Below are 15507 nucleotides of genomic sequence, written 5' to 3' on the forward strand. Positions count from 1 at the left end.
CTGCACGGAGCGGGCTACTCGCCCCCGACCGGCGAAGGCTGCACGGTGCGCGGCCCGTTCGCTGCCGACGACCCCGCACCGAGCAGCCAGGTCGGCCCTGGGCGACGAACCGCGCACCGTGCGCACCGGCAAGAGGCCGAACAATCTCGCACGGTGCGTGGCTGAAGCCCCTCAGCGCGACATGCGGACTCCGGCCCGGCGGAGCTTCGCGCGGAGGACCCACTCGTTGCGCAGGTCCGACCAGGTGAGCCGCACCACGGTTCGCACCTCGGGGAACGCGCGGAGCCGGTCTTCCCGGATCTTCTCGTCGAACAGCGCTTCCTCCGGCGTCCGTCCCCGCAGGTACGCACTGCTCCGGTACTTCACGGCTCCGTCGAACTCGACCACGACCCCGGCATCCGGGAACCAGAAGTCCACGACGATGTCCGGCTCGCCGGGCGCCCGGAAGCGGTGCTGGAGGACCGGCGGTGGTGTCCCGAACTGGTCGAACCGCGCTCGTGCGTACGACTCCCCCGGGGAGTCCGATGCGGCATCGGCGAACCCGATCGCCCGGAGCGCCCGACGTCGTCCCTTCTGCCCGCGCCGCTCGATCGCCGACCGGACGTCTTCGCGCTCGACCTCGCGACGGAAGAGCGCGTCGAGGGACACGACTGCGTCGGTGAACGGCAGCGTGAGTGCGAGGTCGGTCGCCAGCCGATCGAGTCCACACACCAGCAACCCGTCGGGCGTGGCGACCGGACGCTCGTTCCGTTCGGCGTCGAGGTCGGCATGCACCACGAAGGTCGCGTTCGTGGTGCGCCGGTCGGCACCGCGTGAGGTCACGTGGATCCGTGTCGGTGGTGGGGTGAGCAGGGGCACACCGAAGACGACGGCGGCCGAGAGGTGTGAGATCAGGTCTCCGGGGCGGATCCGGTCGGCGAACGAGCGCAGCCGGACGTGGTGCTGCTCGCTGGGGCGGAGTGCGGCCCATCCCGCAGACTCCGCGTACAGTCCGCGTGCTACCCGTGTGAGCTCCCCCGCAGCGGCCCGACGCCTGATGACATCGGACTCGTCGGGGCGCTGGGCGGAGGTTCGGAACGTGAGGACTTCGGGGACCGGTGCGAGCTTGAGGTTCATCGACATACTCGTGATGCTCCGGATCCTCCGCCTTCAGAGCAGCACCGCATGGGAGTGCTGTGGAGGACCAGCCCCTCGACCACCTTGTGGAGGAATGAGCGGGCAGCCCGGGGCCTGCGAGAATGAGCGGGTGAACGCACGCACCTGGGGTTGGCTCGCAGCCGTCATCGACGTCGTCCTCATCGTCGTCTTCGCACTCATCGGGCGCTCGTCGCACGGAGAGGCCAACACGGCGCTGGCGCTCTGGACCACCGCGTACCCGTTCCTGGCCGGTTGGGCGATCGGGTACGTGACGAGCGGTGCCTGGGCTCGACCGCTGCGCTTCTGGCCGACCGGTGTCGTGGTCTGGGTCCTCACGGTCTTCGTCGGTCTGGCCATCCGCGTCGCCACCGGGCAGGGGGACGTCGACGGCAACCCGCTGCCGATCTCGTTCGTCATCGTCGCGACCATCGTGCTCGGGGTGTTCCTGCTCGGCTGGCGCGCGATCGCCCGCGGTGTGCTCCGGTTCACCGCGTCGCGGTCGCGACGGGACGCCGCAGCGTCCGACGCGTGAACGGCAGCCGCGGTTCCCAACCGACGATCCTCGACGTCGCCGCACGTGCGGGGGTCTCGAAGTCGGCGGTGAGCCGCGTGCTCTCCGGGACCGGACGGTTCTCGGACGAGACCCGCGAGCGCGTCGAACGAGCGGCAGCCGAGCTCGGGTACGTCGCGAACGCGATGGCTCGCGGGCTGGTCAGCGGGCGGACGAACACGATCGGGATGCTCGTCCGAGACGCCTCGTCCATGGTCTACACCGCACTGCACGCCGTGATGGAGCGCCGCGCATCGGAGCTCGGCTACCGCGTCGTCACCACGACGGGCGTCGGTCGGGTCGAGGACGAGAAGTCCGCCCTCGCCGCACTGGTGTCGATGCGCGTCGACGGCCTCGTCGTGTGCAGCGGCCTGATGCCGTCCGCCGACATCGCCGAGTTCGCGCCCCGCATCGCCACCGTCGTCGCCGGTCGGCCTGAGCTGCACCCAGCGCTCTCGAGCGTCTACTGCGACGAGGTCGACGGCGGCGCTTCCATCGCGGACGCCGTCGCCGATGCCGGCCACACCACGGCCGTGGTGTTCACCGTCCCGCTCGACAACGCGATCACGCAGCACGCGCGGTCGTCGGCGATGCTCGAGCGACTCCGAGCACGTGGCATCCGGGTGATCGACATCGACGCGAGCTTCGTGCGGCCGCCCGACGACCTCGCCGCCGACCTGGTGGACGCCGTGCAGGAGTCGGGCGTGACGGCGGTGATGTGTCCGACCGACCGGCTGATGCTCGACGTGTGCGAGGCGCTGGCCCGCCGCGGTGTGGAGGTCCCGCGCGACCTCTCCGTCACCGGGTTCGACGGCGTCTACCCGCTGGCGAGCGACTGGATCGGCTTCACGACCCTCGAGCAACCGATCGAGCGCATCGGCCGCGAGGCCATCGACCTGGTCATCGGCCGCATCGACGACCCCACGCGCCCGGTCGAGCACCGCTCACTGCGCGGCACCGTGATCCCCGGCCGCACCCTGCTCCCCCGCTGACGCCGATCCCCCGACCCGCCGACCTCGCACGGTGCGCGTCGACTCGACCCGTGCAGGCTCCGGGCCTGGCGCACGGTGCGAGGTCGCTCAAACCGCGCACGGTTCGTGTTGCGGTGCGAGGCTCGAGAAGCACGCACGGTGCGAGGTTCGTCGAGCGGTGCCACCGTGGCGGCTCGGTGCGGCGCTACAAGCGTGCACCGAGCGGACAACCTCGCACGGGCCGACACAGACAGCACCGTGCGGCTTCGGCCCACGGCCGCAGCCGCGCACCCGCGCCCGCACCCGCACCCGCGCCCGCGCCTAGAACAACCCGCTGCGCGGCCCGTCCTCCGGCCCGTCGAACCCGCGGAACATGTCCGACACCAGCGCCTCGATCTGCGGCTCCACCAGGCGTTCGACGGCCTCGGCGATCCGCGGCCGGTGGTCGATGAGCGCCAGGCACACCGCGGTGCCGGTCGACCGCGCACACTCGTCGGACAGCGCGATCTCGTGCCGGAGCGCGGCCTTCGCCTCGTCCGACAACGGCTCGCGCGGCGTCTGCTCCCCCGCACCGGTGCCGGCCAGCTCGCCGAGGGTGAACAGGAACGGCGACCCCGGCGACGGCTCGGGGTCCACGTCGAGGCCCTGGAACTCCGGCGACAACCCCTCGGCCGGCTGGTACCCGGCGTGCCGCTTCCGTGCCGCCGCCCGCTCGAGTTCGCGCTGCAGCAGCGGCAGGTTCTTCGCCGTGTAGTCGTCGACGGCGTCCTCGACGATCGTCGAGATCCGCCCGATCAGCGCGTGCTGGACGGCGTGCGGCACGTCGGGTCCGAACCCCGCGGCCGCGGCGATCGGGGACCCGGTGCACTTCCGGCAGATGCGCGTGCGCGGGCGGGCGGTCCCGATCTGCCAGCGCGGCAGCCAGCGCAGCCACAGGTCGACCGCGCCCCGCACGCGACCGTCGATGCCGTCCATCCCTCAACAGTAGGCCTGGAGGCGCGGATCACCCCCGGCACACCGCGCCGGTCGGGCAATCCGCCGGTTCTCAGGCCTGTGGTTCCGTCACGAAGTCGATCAGCTCCTCGACACGGCCGAGCAGCTCCGGCTCCAGGTCGGCGAAGGTGCGCACCTGCCCGAGGATCCGCTGCCATGCCCGGGCGATGTCGGCCTGCTCGGCGTGCGGCCAGCCGAGCGCCTGGCAGATGCCCGCCTTCCACTCGATCGAGCGCGGGATCGTCGGCCACGCCCGCAGCCCGACCCGCGCCGGCTTGACCGACTGCCAGACGTCGACGAACGGGTGCCCGACGACGAGCACGTGCGCGCCCCACCTGCCACGCATCACGGCGTCGGCGAAGCGGGACTCCTTCGACCCGGGCACCAGGTGGTCGACCAGGACCCCGACCCGGCGCTCCCGCGTCGGCTGGAACTCGTCGAGCACGGCGGCCAGGTTGTCGACGCCGGAGAGCTCCTCGACCACGACGCCCTCGACGCGCAGGTCGGCACCCCAGACCTTCTCGACGAGTTCCGCGTCGTGCTTGCCCTCGACCATGATGCGGCTGGGGAGCGCCACCCGAGCTCGCTGCGACTCCACGGCGAACGATCCGGACGCGGTGCGGAGCCGACCACCGTCGGACGCCTGCCGCACGGCGGGCGCGCCCCCGGGCCTCCAGTCCGCATGGACGGAACCGACGAAACCAGCGGAACCCGCACCGCCAGCGGAACCAGCAGCACCAGCCCCAACAGCACCCCCGGCAGACCGGCCGACCGGCGCCGACGGCCGCCCCAGCGTCACCAGCTCACCCTCGAGCAGGAACTGCCCCGTGAAGGGGAAGGAACGCGTGCGGCCCTTCCAGTCCTCGAGCGCGATGTTGCCGGCCTCGAGTCCCACCACGGCACCGGCCCACCCGGAGTCCGGGTCCTCGAGCACCATGTCCCGTTCGAGCGGCACCTGCCGCACCTTCTTCACCCCGCGCGAGCGCCAGTCCCCCGAGAGCACATCGCCGCCGTACCGGTCGTCGTCCACCCGCACGAGGGTACTGTCGACGACGGCCCGGACGACGTCGACCGCGCCGGTTCCCCATCATCTCGACGGAAGGCCCGCCCGTGCGCGCAGCGCTCATCCACGCCCCGAACGACATCCGCGTCGAGGAGCGCGACCGACCCGGGCTGCTGTCCGGCAAGGACGTCGTCGTCAAGGTCCTCGCGGCCTGTGTCTGCGGATCGGACCTCTGGCCCTACCGCGGCGTCACCGAGACGAAGCAGCCGCGGCCGATCGGCCACGAGCTCGTCGGCGAGGTCGTCGCCGTCGGTGACGACGTCACCGGCCTGCACGAGGGCGACTTCGTCATCTCCCCCTTCACCATGAACGACGGCACCTGCCAGGCCTGCCGCAACGGCATGACCACCGGCTGCGACCACCTGTCCGGGTTCGGCAGCACCGACGCGTACGGCGACCCCGTCGGTGGCGCACAGGCCGAGTACGTGCGGATCCCGGACGCCGACGCCACGCTCGTCGCGGTCCCCGGCCCGGTCGACCCGGCCCTGGTGCCGTCGCTGCTCACCCTGTCCGACGTCTTCTCGACCGGTCACCACGCCGCCGTGTCGGCAGCGGTCGGCCCCGGCAAGACCGTCGTCGTGGTCGGCGACGGCGCGGTCGGCCTGTCCGCCGTGCTCGCCTCGAAGCGGCTCGGGGCGGAGCGCATCATCGCGATGAGCCGGCACGCCGACCGCCAGGCGCTCGCCCGCGAGTTCGGTGCCACCGACATCGTGGCGGAGCGCGGCGACGAGGGCGTCGCGGCGGTCCGCGCGCTGCTCGGCGGCGACCTGGCCGACTGCGGGGTCGAGGCCGTCGGCACCGAGGAGAGCATGGACCAGGCGCTGCACTCGGTGCGCCCCGGTGGCAACGTCGGCTTCGTCGGGGTCCCGCACGGGGTGCCGACCATCGGAACGCGCTACCTGTTCGACACGAACATCGCGATCGCGGGCGGCATGGCCCCGGCCCGGAAGTACATCCCCGAGCTGCTGCCCGACGTGCTGTCCGGCGCGATCGACCCCGGTCGCGTCTTCGACCTGGAGCTGCCGCTCGACGAGGCCGCCGAGGCCTACCGCGCGATGGACGAGCGCCGGGCCATCAAGGTGCTGCTGCGCCCGTAGCGGCGCGCGTCGTGGACGCACCGGCAGACGGACGGGAGGCCCGTGGCGGCGTCGCCACGGGCCTCCCGTCCGTCGTCTGGTCGCGTCGACAACCGGCGGCCCGCCCGCTCAGGCGTCGCGGATCGCCAGCACCCGGTGCGGCGCAGCCGCCTCGGCCCGCCATCCGCCGGGCAGCACGTCGCGGAGTTCGGGCACGGTGAAGCTCCGGCGGATCGACCGCAGGCCGTCGACGCGGATGAACGTCCCCGCCGCCACGAGCGGTGACGCCAGCGCGTACGCCCGGTAGGCCGCCGGCGACCGACGGATGTCCGAGTGCAGGCTGCGCCCGCTCGCGAGCAGTTCGGAGTCGGCCAGGAACCCCCGCCGTTCCTCGTCGCCCAGGTGGTGCAGCACGTGGTTCGACACGACGACGTCGAACCGCTCACCCGCCGCGACCAGGTCACCGCTCGACTGCTGCCGGAACGTCACGCCGGTCGGGGACGACCGCCGTGCCGCGGCGATGGCACGTTCGTCCGGGTCGACCCCGACGACCTCGAGGTCGAATCCGTCGCTCGCCGCCCAGCGAACCAACGAGCGGGCCAGGTCGCCGCCGCCGCACCCCAGGTCGAGCACCCTGCCGCGCCCGCTGGCGGGCAGGGCCGGCACGACGTGCGAGCGCCAGGCCGCACGCCAGCCGCTCACGAGCGCGTTCACGACGGCGAAGCGCCGGAAGGTGCGCGCGAGCGCACGCGGGTCGCAGTCCGGGTCGTCCATCAGTTCGGTCAGGTCGAGCGCGCGGGTACGCAGGTCGACGGCCGGGAGGCCCGTGGTGCCGCCGTCCTGACGGCTCACGCCGCGCCCGTGGTCGCGACGGGCACGCGGGCGGGTGCGACAGCGGGTTCCGCCACGGGCTCTGCCGCGGGTTCTGCCGCGGGCGACGCCTCGGTCCGCACCGCGGTGAGCCGTGCGCTCTCGACGGTGAGGCCGGGGCCGAAGGCGAGCGCGACGACGGCACTGCCGTCCTCGAGACCGGCGTCGACGGCGTCGCGCAGCACGAAGAGCACGGTGGCGCTCGACATGTTCCCGTGTTCGCGCAGCACCCGCCGGCTCGACTCCATGGCGCTGTCGGGCAGGCCGAGCGACTCCTGCGTGCGGTCGAGGATGGCCCGGCCGCCCGGGTGCACCGCCCACACCGGCACGTCCGACGCGGGCCCGCCGTCGAGCAGCGGTTGCACGGCGCTCGGGACGTGCAGGCCGACGAGCTTCGGCACAGCGGTGGACAGGACCATCTCGAAGCCCTCGTCCCCGATGTTCCACGCCATCTCGGATGCCCCCTCGGGCACCACGGCCGTCGTGAACTCGTCGAAGCGCAGACCGGCTCCGTCCCGGGCGACGACCGCGGCGGCCGCACCATCGCCGAAGACGCTGTTCGCGACGATCTGGTCGGGGTCGTTCGAGGCGCGGACGTGCAGGGTGCAGAGTTCACCGCAGACCACGAGCACGACGGCGTCCGGGTCCTGGTCGACGAAGGCCGCGGCGATCCGGAGCGCGGGGAACGCGGCGCAGCACCCCATGAAGCCGATGTGGTGCCGGAAGACGCCCCCGGGGAGCCCGAGCTGCTCGACGACGTCGATGTCTGGCCCAGGCTGCGTGAACCCGGTGCACGACACGGTCACCAGGTGCGTGACGGCCTCCGGCGCGATCCCGGCACGTTCGACGGCGTCACGGGCGGCCGCGACGAACAGCGGCGGGGCGAGCTCGCGGTACCGGTCGTTCCGCGAGCCGGTGGACGGCGAGCGCAGGGTGCCGTCGTCGTCACGGAAGGCCCCACCGGCACGCGCGGAGTCGAGTTCCTCGAGGACGGTGTGCCGCTGGTCGACCGCCGACCCGTCGAACGCGGCGGGGACGAGCCGTTTGCCGAGCCGCCCGAGGTCGGGTTGGGCGGAGAACAGGTCACGCACCCGGGGCTGGTCGAGGGTCGTCTCGGGGACGGCGGTTCCGATGGCGCGGATCGTTGCGGACACGACTCATCCTGTCACCGGATCGCTGACGCGTCCCCAGGATGCACACGGCAACGGGACCCACGGCGACGGGACGCACGGAGGGCACGGCACCGACCGGTGCCGTGCCCTCCGTGCGTGGGACTGCCTACGACTGCTGTGCGCGCTCCAGCACGAGTTCCCGCACGCGTGCGGCGTCGGCCTGGCCCTTCATGGCCTTCATGACCGCGCCGATGATCGCGCCGGCCGCCTGGACCTTGCCGTCCTGGATCTTCGCCAGCACGTCGGGCTGCGCCGCGAGTGCTTCGTCGACCGCGGCCGTCAGGGCGGAGTCGTCCGAGACGACCTTGAGCCCGCGGGCCTCGACGACCTGCGCCGGCGAGCCCTCGCCCGCGATGACACCCTCGAGCACCTGGCGTGCCAGGCGGTCGGTCAGGTCGCCGGACTCGACGAGCGCGATGACCTCGGCGACGTGCTTCGGCGACACCAGGTCACCGGGAGCGGCGTCCTGCGCGTTGGCGACGCGGCTGATCTCACCGGTCCACCACTTGCGGGCGGCCTGTGGTGCGGCACCGGCGGCGACGGTGCCCTCGACCTCGTCGAGCAGCCCGCCGTTCACGACGTCCTGGAACTCCAGGTCGGCGAAGCCCCAGTCACCCTTCAGACGACGGCGACGTGCGACCGGTGCCTCGGGCAGCGAGGCACGGAGCTCCGCGATGACGGCCGGGTCCGGCACGACGGGCAGCAGGTCGGGCTCCGGGAAGTACCGGTAGTCGTCGGCGTCCGACTTCGGACGACCGGCCGACGTGCGACCGGTGTCCTCGTGCCAGTGGCGGGTCTCCTGCGTGATCGTGCCACCGGCGGCGAGGATCGCGGCCTGGCGCTGGATCTCGTAGCGGATCGCACGCTCGACGGCGCGGAACGAGTTCACGTTCTTGGTCTCGGTGCGGGTGCCGAGCTTCTCCTGCCCGCGAGGGCGCAGCGAGATGTTCGCGTCGCACCGCAGGTTGCCGCGCTCCATGCGGGCTTCGGAGACACCGAGCGCCCGGACGAGGTCGCGGATGACCTGCACGTAGGCGGCTCCGAGCTCGGGGGCACGGTGCTCGGCGCCGAAGATCGGCTTCGTGACGATCTCGACCAGGGGCACACCGGCACGGTTGTAGTCGACGAGCGAGTACTCGGCGCCCTGGATCCGGCCGGTGGCACCACCGACGTGCGTCAGCTTGCCGGCGTCCTCTTCCATGTGGGCGCGCTCGATCGGGATGTTGTAGATCGTGCCGTCGGCGAGCTCGACCTCGACCTCGCCCTCGTAGGCGATGGGCTCGTCGTACTGCGAGACCTGGTAGTTCTTCGGGTTGTCCGGGTAGAAGTAGTTCTTCCGGGCGAACCGCGAGGACTCGGCGATCGAGCAGCCGAGCGCGAGCCCGAGCTGGATCGAGTACCGCACGGCCTGTGCGTTCACGACCGGCAGCGACCCGGGCAGCCCGAGGTCGACCGGGGTGACGTTCGTGTTGGGCTCGCCGCCGAAGAAGTTCGGGGCGTCCGAGAACATCTTGGTCTTCGTCGCGAGTTCGACGTGGACCTCGAAGCCGAGCACCGGCTCGTAGCGCTCGAGCGCCTCGTCGAAGTCCATCAGCGCGTCCTTCTGCGCCATCAGATCACACCTTCCTGCGCAGCGGACTGCTGACTCTGGTCGAGGTCCGGGACGGACGCGATGAGCGGCGCGCCCCACTGCTGTTCGAGCAGACGCTCGAGGGCGGCACCGTAGCGGTACAGCCGGGCGTCCTCACGCTGGGGCGCCATCAGCTGCACACCGACGGGCAGGCCGTCCTCGGGCGCGAGGCCGTTCGGGATGCTCATGCCGGGGACGCCGGCGAGGTTCGCCGGGATCGTCGTGAGGTCGTTGAGGTACATCGCCAGCGGGTCGTCGATGCGCTCACCGATCGGGAACGCGGTCGTCGGGGCCGACGGGCTGACGAGCAGGTCGACCTGCTCGAAGGCGGCCTGGAAGTCCCGCTGCACGAGCGTGCGGACCTTCTGCGCCGAGCCGTAGTAGGCGTCGTAGTAGCCGGCGCTCAGGGCGTAGGTGCCGAGGATGATGCGCCGCTTGACCTCGGGCCCGAAGCCGGCTTCACGCGTGGCGGCCATGACGTCCTCGACGGTGGCACCGTTCTCGGGCGTGACCCGGAGGCCGAAGCGCACCGAGTCGAACTTGGCGAGGTTCGACGACGCCTCGGCCGGGAGGATCAGGTAGTACGCGCTGATCGCGTACGCGAACGACGGGGCGTCGATCTCGACGACGACCGCACCGGCCGACTCGAGCAGCGCGACCGTCTCCTGGAAGCGCTGGGTGACCCCGGCCTGGAACCCGTCGCCCCCGGCGAGTTCCTTCACCACGCCGACGCGCAGGCCGCGGAGCGTGTCCGCCTGCAGCCCTTCGCGTGCGGCGGCGGCCATCGAGGGCCAGGCGTCCGGGATGGACGTGGAGTCCTTCGGGTCGTGCCCGCCGATGACGTCGTGCAGAAGCGCGGCGTCGAGGACGGTGCGGGACACCGGACCGATCTGGTCGAGGCTGGACGCCAGGGCGATGGCGCCGTAGCGGCTCACCCCGCCGTAGGTCGGCTTCACACCGACCGTGCCCGTCACCGCACCCGGCTGGCGGATGGAGCCACCCGTGTCCGAACCGAGGGCGAACGGGGCTTCGTGCGCGGCGACCGCAGCGGCCGAGCCACCGCCGGACCCGCCGGGGATCCGGTCGAGGTCCCACGGGTTGCGGGTCGGGCCGTAGGCCGAGAACTCGGTGGTCGAGCCCATCGCGAACTCGTCCATGTTGGTCTTGCCGAGCGGCACGAGGCCGGCGGCGCGGAGCTTCGCGACGGGGGTGGCGTCGTACGGCGGCACCCAGCCCTCGAGGATCTTGGACCCGGCGGTCGTGGGCATGTCCTGCGTGCACAGGACGTCCTTGACGGCGATCGGCACACCGGCGAGCGGCCCGAGGTCGTCGCCCGCGGCACGGCGGGAGTCGATCGACTTCGCCACTGCCAGGGCGTTCTGGTTGACGTGCAGGAACGCGTGCACGTCGCCGTCGACGGCGGCGATCCGGTCGAGGTGGGCCTGGGTGGCCTCGACGCTCGAGACGTCGCGCGCCACGAGGGCGTCGGCGAGCGCCGCGGCGCTCAGCTTCGTGATGTCGTCAGTCACTGTTCTTCGCCCTACTGTTCTTCGCCGAGGATGGCGGTCACGCGGAACCGTTCGCCGTCGGAGTCGGGCGCCCCGGAGAGCGCCTGCTCCTGCGTCAGCGTCGTGCCGACCACGTCGGGTCGGGTGACGTTGCCGAGCGGCACGGGGTGGCTCGTCGCCGGGACGTCGTCGGTCGCGACCTCGGCGACCTTGGCGACGCTCTCGACGATGTGCGACAGCTCCCCGGTCAGCTTCTCGATCTCGTCGGGCGTGAGTGCGATACGTGCGAGGTTCGCCAGGTGTGCGACCTGCTCGCTCGTGATGTCAGGCATGGTGCTCCGTCGATCGGTTCGTGGAATGCCCCACAGTCTATTGGCTGCGTCGGGCGCGCAGGCGCGGCTGTGGACAACGCCCTGGAGGCCCGGTGCCGGTCCGCCGGACCGGCACCCGGGCCTCCAGGGGGTCAGCGGGTCACTTCCCGTTCTGGTCCCCCGCAGCCGGTGCCGCCGGGGCCACCGTCGCGGCGGGCGCCGGCGCAGCCGGGGCAGCGGGTGCAGCCGGAGCAGCCGTCGCAGCCGGAGCAGCCGTCGGCGTCGTCTGGTCGTCCTGCGCCGTCCCCTGCCCGGACGAGGACCCCGACGAAGACGAAGACGAAGACGACGACTTGCTCGCCTGCCCGATCATCGCCTGGCTCGGCGCCGGCAGCGCTCCCCCGCCGACGGTCTGGTCGAGGTACGCCATCATCGACTTCCCGACCCCGAACTTCGCGCTGTACCCGGTGGTGCCCTGCAGGAACGGCCAGTTCGCCAGGCTCACGCTCCCCTGCACGTTGCCGACCCAGGTGGCGTTCGTGTACTTCGTCGACGACGCGACCAGCCAGTTCTGCACGTCACCGTCGGTGGTGCCGGTCTTCGCGAACTTCGCCACGCTGTCCCCGGGGTTCGCACTCGCCGCGGTGCCCGAACCGGACAGCACGCCCTGCAGCGCGTAGTCGACCGTGCCCGCGACGTCCGCCGAGACGCCCTGCGTGCAGGACGACGGCGTCGGGGTGATCTTCGTGCCGTCCGCCTCGGTCACCGAGTCGATCGCGGTGGGCGTGCACACGATGCCGCCGTTGGCGAAGCCCGCGTAGGCCTCGGCCAGGTCGATCGGCGACAGCTCGTTCACGCCGAGGATCGACGACGGCGTCTGCGTCAGGTCACCGCCGTCGGCGCGGTGGATGCCCAACGACTGCGCGAGCTGGGCGATCTTGCACAGGTCGAGCTGCTTGCCCATCTGGGCGTACGCCGTGTTGATCGACTCGACCGTCGCCGCCTCGACCGACATCGACGACGGCACGCTCTCGGCGTTGGCGACGTTCCAGGTACCGCCCGCGACGTTCTGGCAGGTGTTGGTGAACTCGGCGTTCGCGAACTGGTGCTCCGAGGTGGTGACCGAGTCGGACAGGGTGTGCCCGCTGGCGAGCCACTCGGCCAGGGTGAACACCTTGTAGGTCGAGCCGGTCTGGAACCCGCCCGAGTTGCCGTACCCGGAGTCGGCGCTGTAGTTCACCGCCGTGGCCCCGGCGGCGGCGTTGTCCCCCTGCGTGTACGTGGTGTTCTGGACCATCGACATGATCCGGCCGGTGCCGGGCTCCACGGTGACGTTCGAGCCGCCGACGTCCACGCCGGCCATCGTGGCCGGCACGTAGGTGGACAGGGCGGACTGTGCCTGGCCCTGCAGGTCGAGGTCGAGCGAGGTGTGGATCTGCAGGCCCTTGGTGTCGAGTGTGGCGATGCGTGCCGCCGCGGTCTTGCCGAACGCGGGGTCCTGCAGCACCTGGTCGCGGACGTAGTCGCAGAAGTACCCGGCGTCGTAGTGCGTCGCGGCGGTCGAGCACCCGTTGGCGGTCTCGGTGATCTTCGGCGTGACCGGCGTCGCGATCGCCTTCGTCATCTGTGCCTTCGTGATCGACCCGTGCGCCTGCATCCGGCGGAGCACGTAGTCGCGCCGCTCCTTCGTCAGCTCGTACCCGTTGGCCTTGCCGTTGTCCTTGTCGCTCGGCACGTCGATGCGCAGGTTCGACGGGTTGTTGAGGATCGCGACGAGCGTGGCCGACTGCACGAGCGACAGGTCCTTCGCGTGCACGCCGAAGTAGTACTCGGCCCCGGCCTCGGCCCCGTAGACCCGCCCGCCGAGCCCGACGATGTTGAGGTACCCGGTCAGGATCTCGTCCTTCGAGTACTTCTTGTTCACCGCGATCGCGTACCGCATCTCCTGCAGCTTGCGCTGCGGCGTGACGCCGGCCGCGTCCTCGTAGCAGGCTTCGACCTTCTTCTCGGTGGCGGCCTGGTCCTTGCCCGTGAGCTCCTCGCACTGCTGCACCAGGACGTTCTTGACGTACTGCTGCGTGATGCTCGAGCCGCCCTGCACGTCCCCGCCGACGACGGTCGCGGCGACCCCGCGGAGCGTCCCGAGCACGTCGATGCCGCCCTCGTCGTAGTAGCGCGGGTCCTCGGTGTCGATCGCCGCCTGCTTGAGCGAGTCCGCCATCTGGTCCGCCGTCACGTTCGTGCGGTTCTCGGCGTAGAACGAGGCGATCTTGACCTGCTTCCCGCCCTGCTCCGCGTACACGGACGACACCTGCTGCGGGGTCTGCACGTCGAGGTAGGTCGGGAGGTCCTCGAAGAACGAGACCGCCCCGGACGTCCCCTCACCCGCGACGGCGACCGCCGGGGTCACCGCGACGGCGACGAGCATGCCGGCGAGCACGGACATCACCACGAACATCAGGAGAGCACCAGGCCATCGCACCACACGCATGACGGCACCGTAGGCAGCAGGGCTGTACTGGTTCTGCCCTGGAACGAGTGCAGGCTGCGGTCGCGCTCAGGTTGCCACCCAGGCGGTTCCGAGGACGCGTCGCGATCCGCGCGGGCGCACCGATCCGGCCGGGAGGCCCGCATCGGCTCCGCCACGTCGGCCGCCGGTCACGATCGGGTCACGTCCACCGCGTCGCCACGACCGGCGGGTCCGCCCGGTCGGTCAGGGCCGGCCGCCCACCGCCCGTCGGCCACGGCCCGTCAGTCACGGGGCTGCAGGTCCTGCGGGCGCACGAGGTACATGTCCGGTGAGGCGCCGACGATGCCGTCACCACCCGACTTGCCGCGTCGGACCTGCTCGCGCACCAGGTCGCCGCGGCCGATGCCGATCAGGGCGACGTCGTGCAGCGATGCCGTGCCCGGCTTGAGGTAGTCGTTGTGGCCCACGGGGCGGCGGAACACGTCACCGGCCGACAGCGCGTCGGCGCCCCCGGCGAGGTCGAGCACGGTCGACCCGAACGACGCCCCGCCCGGGTCGGTGCCGAAGTACCCGGAGCCCGCGATGGGATCGCTGTGCGCGCCGCCGACGAAGACCTGCCCGGTGGCGACGGCGAGGTCGTCCGCCGTCCGGACGTCGCTGCCCGGAGACCCGAGCACGGTCAGGGTGTCGGCGGTCATCCGCCCCGACGCCAGGGCCGTCATCGCCGTGGTCGACCCGTACGAGTGCGCGACGATGTTCACGCGCGGTTGGTCTCCGGCACGGATCACACGCAGCCCTGCGACCGTCCGTTCGAGCCGCTCGGCCCCGGTCCGTGCGAGCCCGAGCGACAGGATGTTGGACAGGTCCGGCGTGCGGTACCCCATCCACGCGACGACGGCGGCTCCCGACCCGTTGCCCGTGGCGGCGAGCGGCGCCAGGGTGGCCTGCTCGCGGGACAGGTCGTTGGCGGTGTTCGTGAAGTCGGTCATCTGCCCGGTGACCGTGAAGAACATGCCCGGCACCACGACGGTGACGTCGGCCGCGGTGTCGAGGTCGCCGATGCTGATCGCCGCACGCCCGGACCCCCGGGTGTCGAGCGCCACCAGGAAGCGCCGCGGGTCGCCGGCTTGCTGCACCAGGGAGTCCCGGACCTGCCCGAGCATCGCGGCCCGGGCTGCACCGAGGTCGGCGTCGGCCAGGCCGGAGGTCAGCGTCGCGCGGTTGGCCTGGTCACGGACCGCGTACGGCACGCCCTCGAGGTTGCCGACCAGGGCGGGCGCGTGCGCGAGGAGTCGGTCCTGCTCGTCGGCGGGCAGGTGCGACCACCACTGCGCGACGGTCTGCGCGGGCGGCGGGTCGTCCTGCACCGTCGCCACGACGCCGCGGTCGGTGGCCGCGCTCCGCAGGTCGGCGGTGCCGAGCGCACCGAGGTCCTCGACGAAGGCGCGTCCGTGCGCGGCGGCGAGGTCGTCCACCCGCACCGCGGTCGTCGACGACGCCGCTGCCGCCACCGGCGTCGCCACGGGAGCCGACACGGATGCCGACGCCGACGCCGACGAGAGCACGTCGTCGACCGGGACGATGCGGGTCGTGGCGGTGCTGGCGACCGTGACCTGGTGCGCCGGGGGCATGCCTGGGGCCTCGATCACTCCGAGCGAGTGCACCGAGGCGGTGAGCAGAGCCGCAGCGATGAGCAGCATTCGGGTCTCCCCCGGGAAGGCCGTCCCGACGTCCCCCTGCAGACGACGGGTGATGC

13 protein-coding genes are annotated in these 15507 nt (G+C 72.1%); 3 read left to right on the forward strand and 10 right to left on the reverse strand.

The features are described 5' to 3' along the window. Positions 1-171: 171 nt before the first annotated feature. Complete coding sequence (locus DEJ06_RS06285; RefSeq protein WP_111038778.1) at positions 172-1122, reverse strand: hypothetical protein; 951 nt, start codon at positions 1120-1122, stop codon at positions 172-174. A gap of 124 nt (positions 1123-1246) precedes the next feature. Here DEJ06_RS06285 and DEJ06_RS06290 point away from each other — a divergent pair, with 124 nt between their 5' ends. Together DEJ06_RS06290 and DEJ06_RS06295 are read left to right on the forward strand one after the other, a co-directional pair. After that, complete coding sequence (locus DEJ06_RS06290; RefSeq protein WP_258367055.1) at positions 1247-1669, forward strand: DUF3054 domain-containing protein; 423 nt, start codon at positions 1247-1249, stop codon at positions 1667-1669. Then, positions 1666-2679 (forward strand): LacI family DNA-binding transcriptional regulator, encoded by a 1014-nt coding sequence (locus tag DEJ06_RS06295; RefSeq protein ID WP_111022654.1) that lies wholly within the window; start codon positions 1666-1668, stop codon positions 2677-2679. The genes DEJ06_RS06290 and DEJ06_RS06295 overlap by 4 nt, the downstream gene beginning before the upstream one ends. 300 nt (positions 2680-2979) lie before the next feature. On the opposite strand, the gene DEJ06_RS06300 is transcribed toward DEJ06_RS06295, so the two are convergent. Both DEJ06_RS06300 and DEJ06_RS06305 read right to left on the reverse strand, forming a co-directional pair. Then, on the reverse strand, positions 2980-3633 hold the full coding sequence (locus DEJ06_RS06300; RefSeq protein WP_017886998.1) for a hypothetical protein: 654 nt from the start codon (positions 3631-3633) through the stop codon (positions 2980-2982). A 70-nt stretch (positions 3634-3703) separates the two neighbouring features. Next, positions 3704-4681 carry a DUF3097 domain-containing protein gene (locus DEJ06_RS06305; protein WP_111038780.1) on the reverse strand — a complete coding sequence of 326 codons (978 nt, stop codon included), beginning with the start codon at positions 4679-4681 and terminating at the stop codon, positions 3704-3706. Positions 4682-4761: 80 nt separating this feature from the next. Here DEJ06_RS06305 and DEJ06_RS06310 point away from each other — a divergent pair, with 80 nt between their 5' ends. Further along, entirely contained in the window at positions 4762-5811 is a 1050-nt protein-coding gene (locus tag DEJ06_RS06310; RefSeq protein WP_111038781.1) for a zinc-dependent alcohol dehydrogenase family protein, read from the forward strand. A gap of 108 nt (positions 5812-5919) precedes the next feature. On the opposite strand, the gene DEJ06_RS06315 is transcribed toward DEJ06_RS06310, so the two are convergent. From DEJ06_RS06315 to DEJ06_RS06345, 7 genes are all read right to left on the reverse strand, one after another. Next, entirely contained in the window at positions 5920-6642 is a 723-nt protein-coding gene (locus DEJ06_RS06315; RefSeq protein WP_111038782.1) for a methyltransferase domain-containing protein, read from the reverse strand. Beyond that, the gene (locus tag DEJ06_RS06320) at positions 6639-7814 is read right to left on the reverse strand and encodes a type III polyketide synthase (RefSeq protein WP_111038783.1); all 1176 of its coding nucleotides are present in this window, start codon (positions 7812-7814) and stop codon (positions 6639-6641) included. The genes DEJ06_RS06315 and DEJ06_RS06320 overlap by 4 nt, the downstream gene beginning before the upstream one ends. 124 nt (positions 7815-7938) lie before the next feature. Beyond that, the gene (gene gatB, locus DEJ06_RS06325; RefSeq protein ID WP_035807593.1) at positions 7939-9444 is read right to left on the reverse strand and encodes an Asp-tRNA(Asn)/Glu-tRNA(Gln) amidotransferase subunit GatB; all 1506 of its coding nucleotides are present in this window, start codon (positions 9442-9444) and stop codon (positions 7939-7941) included. Further along, positions 9444-10991 carry an Asp-tRNA(Asn)/Glu-tRNA(Gln) amidotransferase subunit GatA gene (gene gatA, locus DEJ06_RS06330; protein ID WP_111022649.1) on the reverse strand — a complete coding sequence of 516 codons (1548 nt, stop codon included), beginning with the start codon at positions 10989-10991 and terminating at the stop codon, positions 9444-9446. The genes gatB and gatA overlap by 1 nt, the downstream gene beginning before the upstream one ends. Before the next feature lie 11 nt (positions 10992-11002). Then, positions 11003-11302, reverse strand: a complete 300-nt coding sequence (gene gatC, locus DEJ06_RS06335) for an Asp-tRNA(Asn)/Glu-tRNA(Gln) amidotransferase subunit GatC (RefSeq protein WP_017887005.1) — start codon at positions 11300-11302, stop codon at positions 11003-11005. Positions 11303-11441: 139 nt separating this feature from the next. Further along, complete coding sequence (locus DEJ06_RS06340; RefSeq protein WP_111038784.1) at positions 11442-13772, reverse strand: transglycosylase domain-containing protein; 2331 nt, start codon at positions 13770-13772, stop codon at positions 11442-11444. A 260-nt stretch (positions 13773-14032) separates the two neighbouring features. After that, a complete protein-coding gene (locus tag DEJ06_RS06345; RefSeq protein WP_111038785.1) occupies positions 14033-15451 on the reverse strand; it encodes an alpha/beta hydrolase in 1419 nt (472 codons plus the stop codon). Positions 15452-15507 lie beyond the last annotated feature (56 nt).

The sequence above is a fragment of the Curtobacterium sp. MCLR17_051 genome (genome assembly GCF_003234395.1).
Taxonomy (GTDB): Bacteria; Actinomycetota; Actinomycetes; order Actinomycetales; family Microbacteriaceae; genus Curtobacterium; species Curtobacterium flaccumfaciens.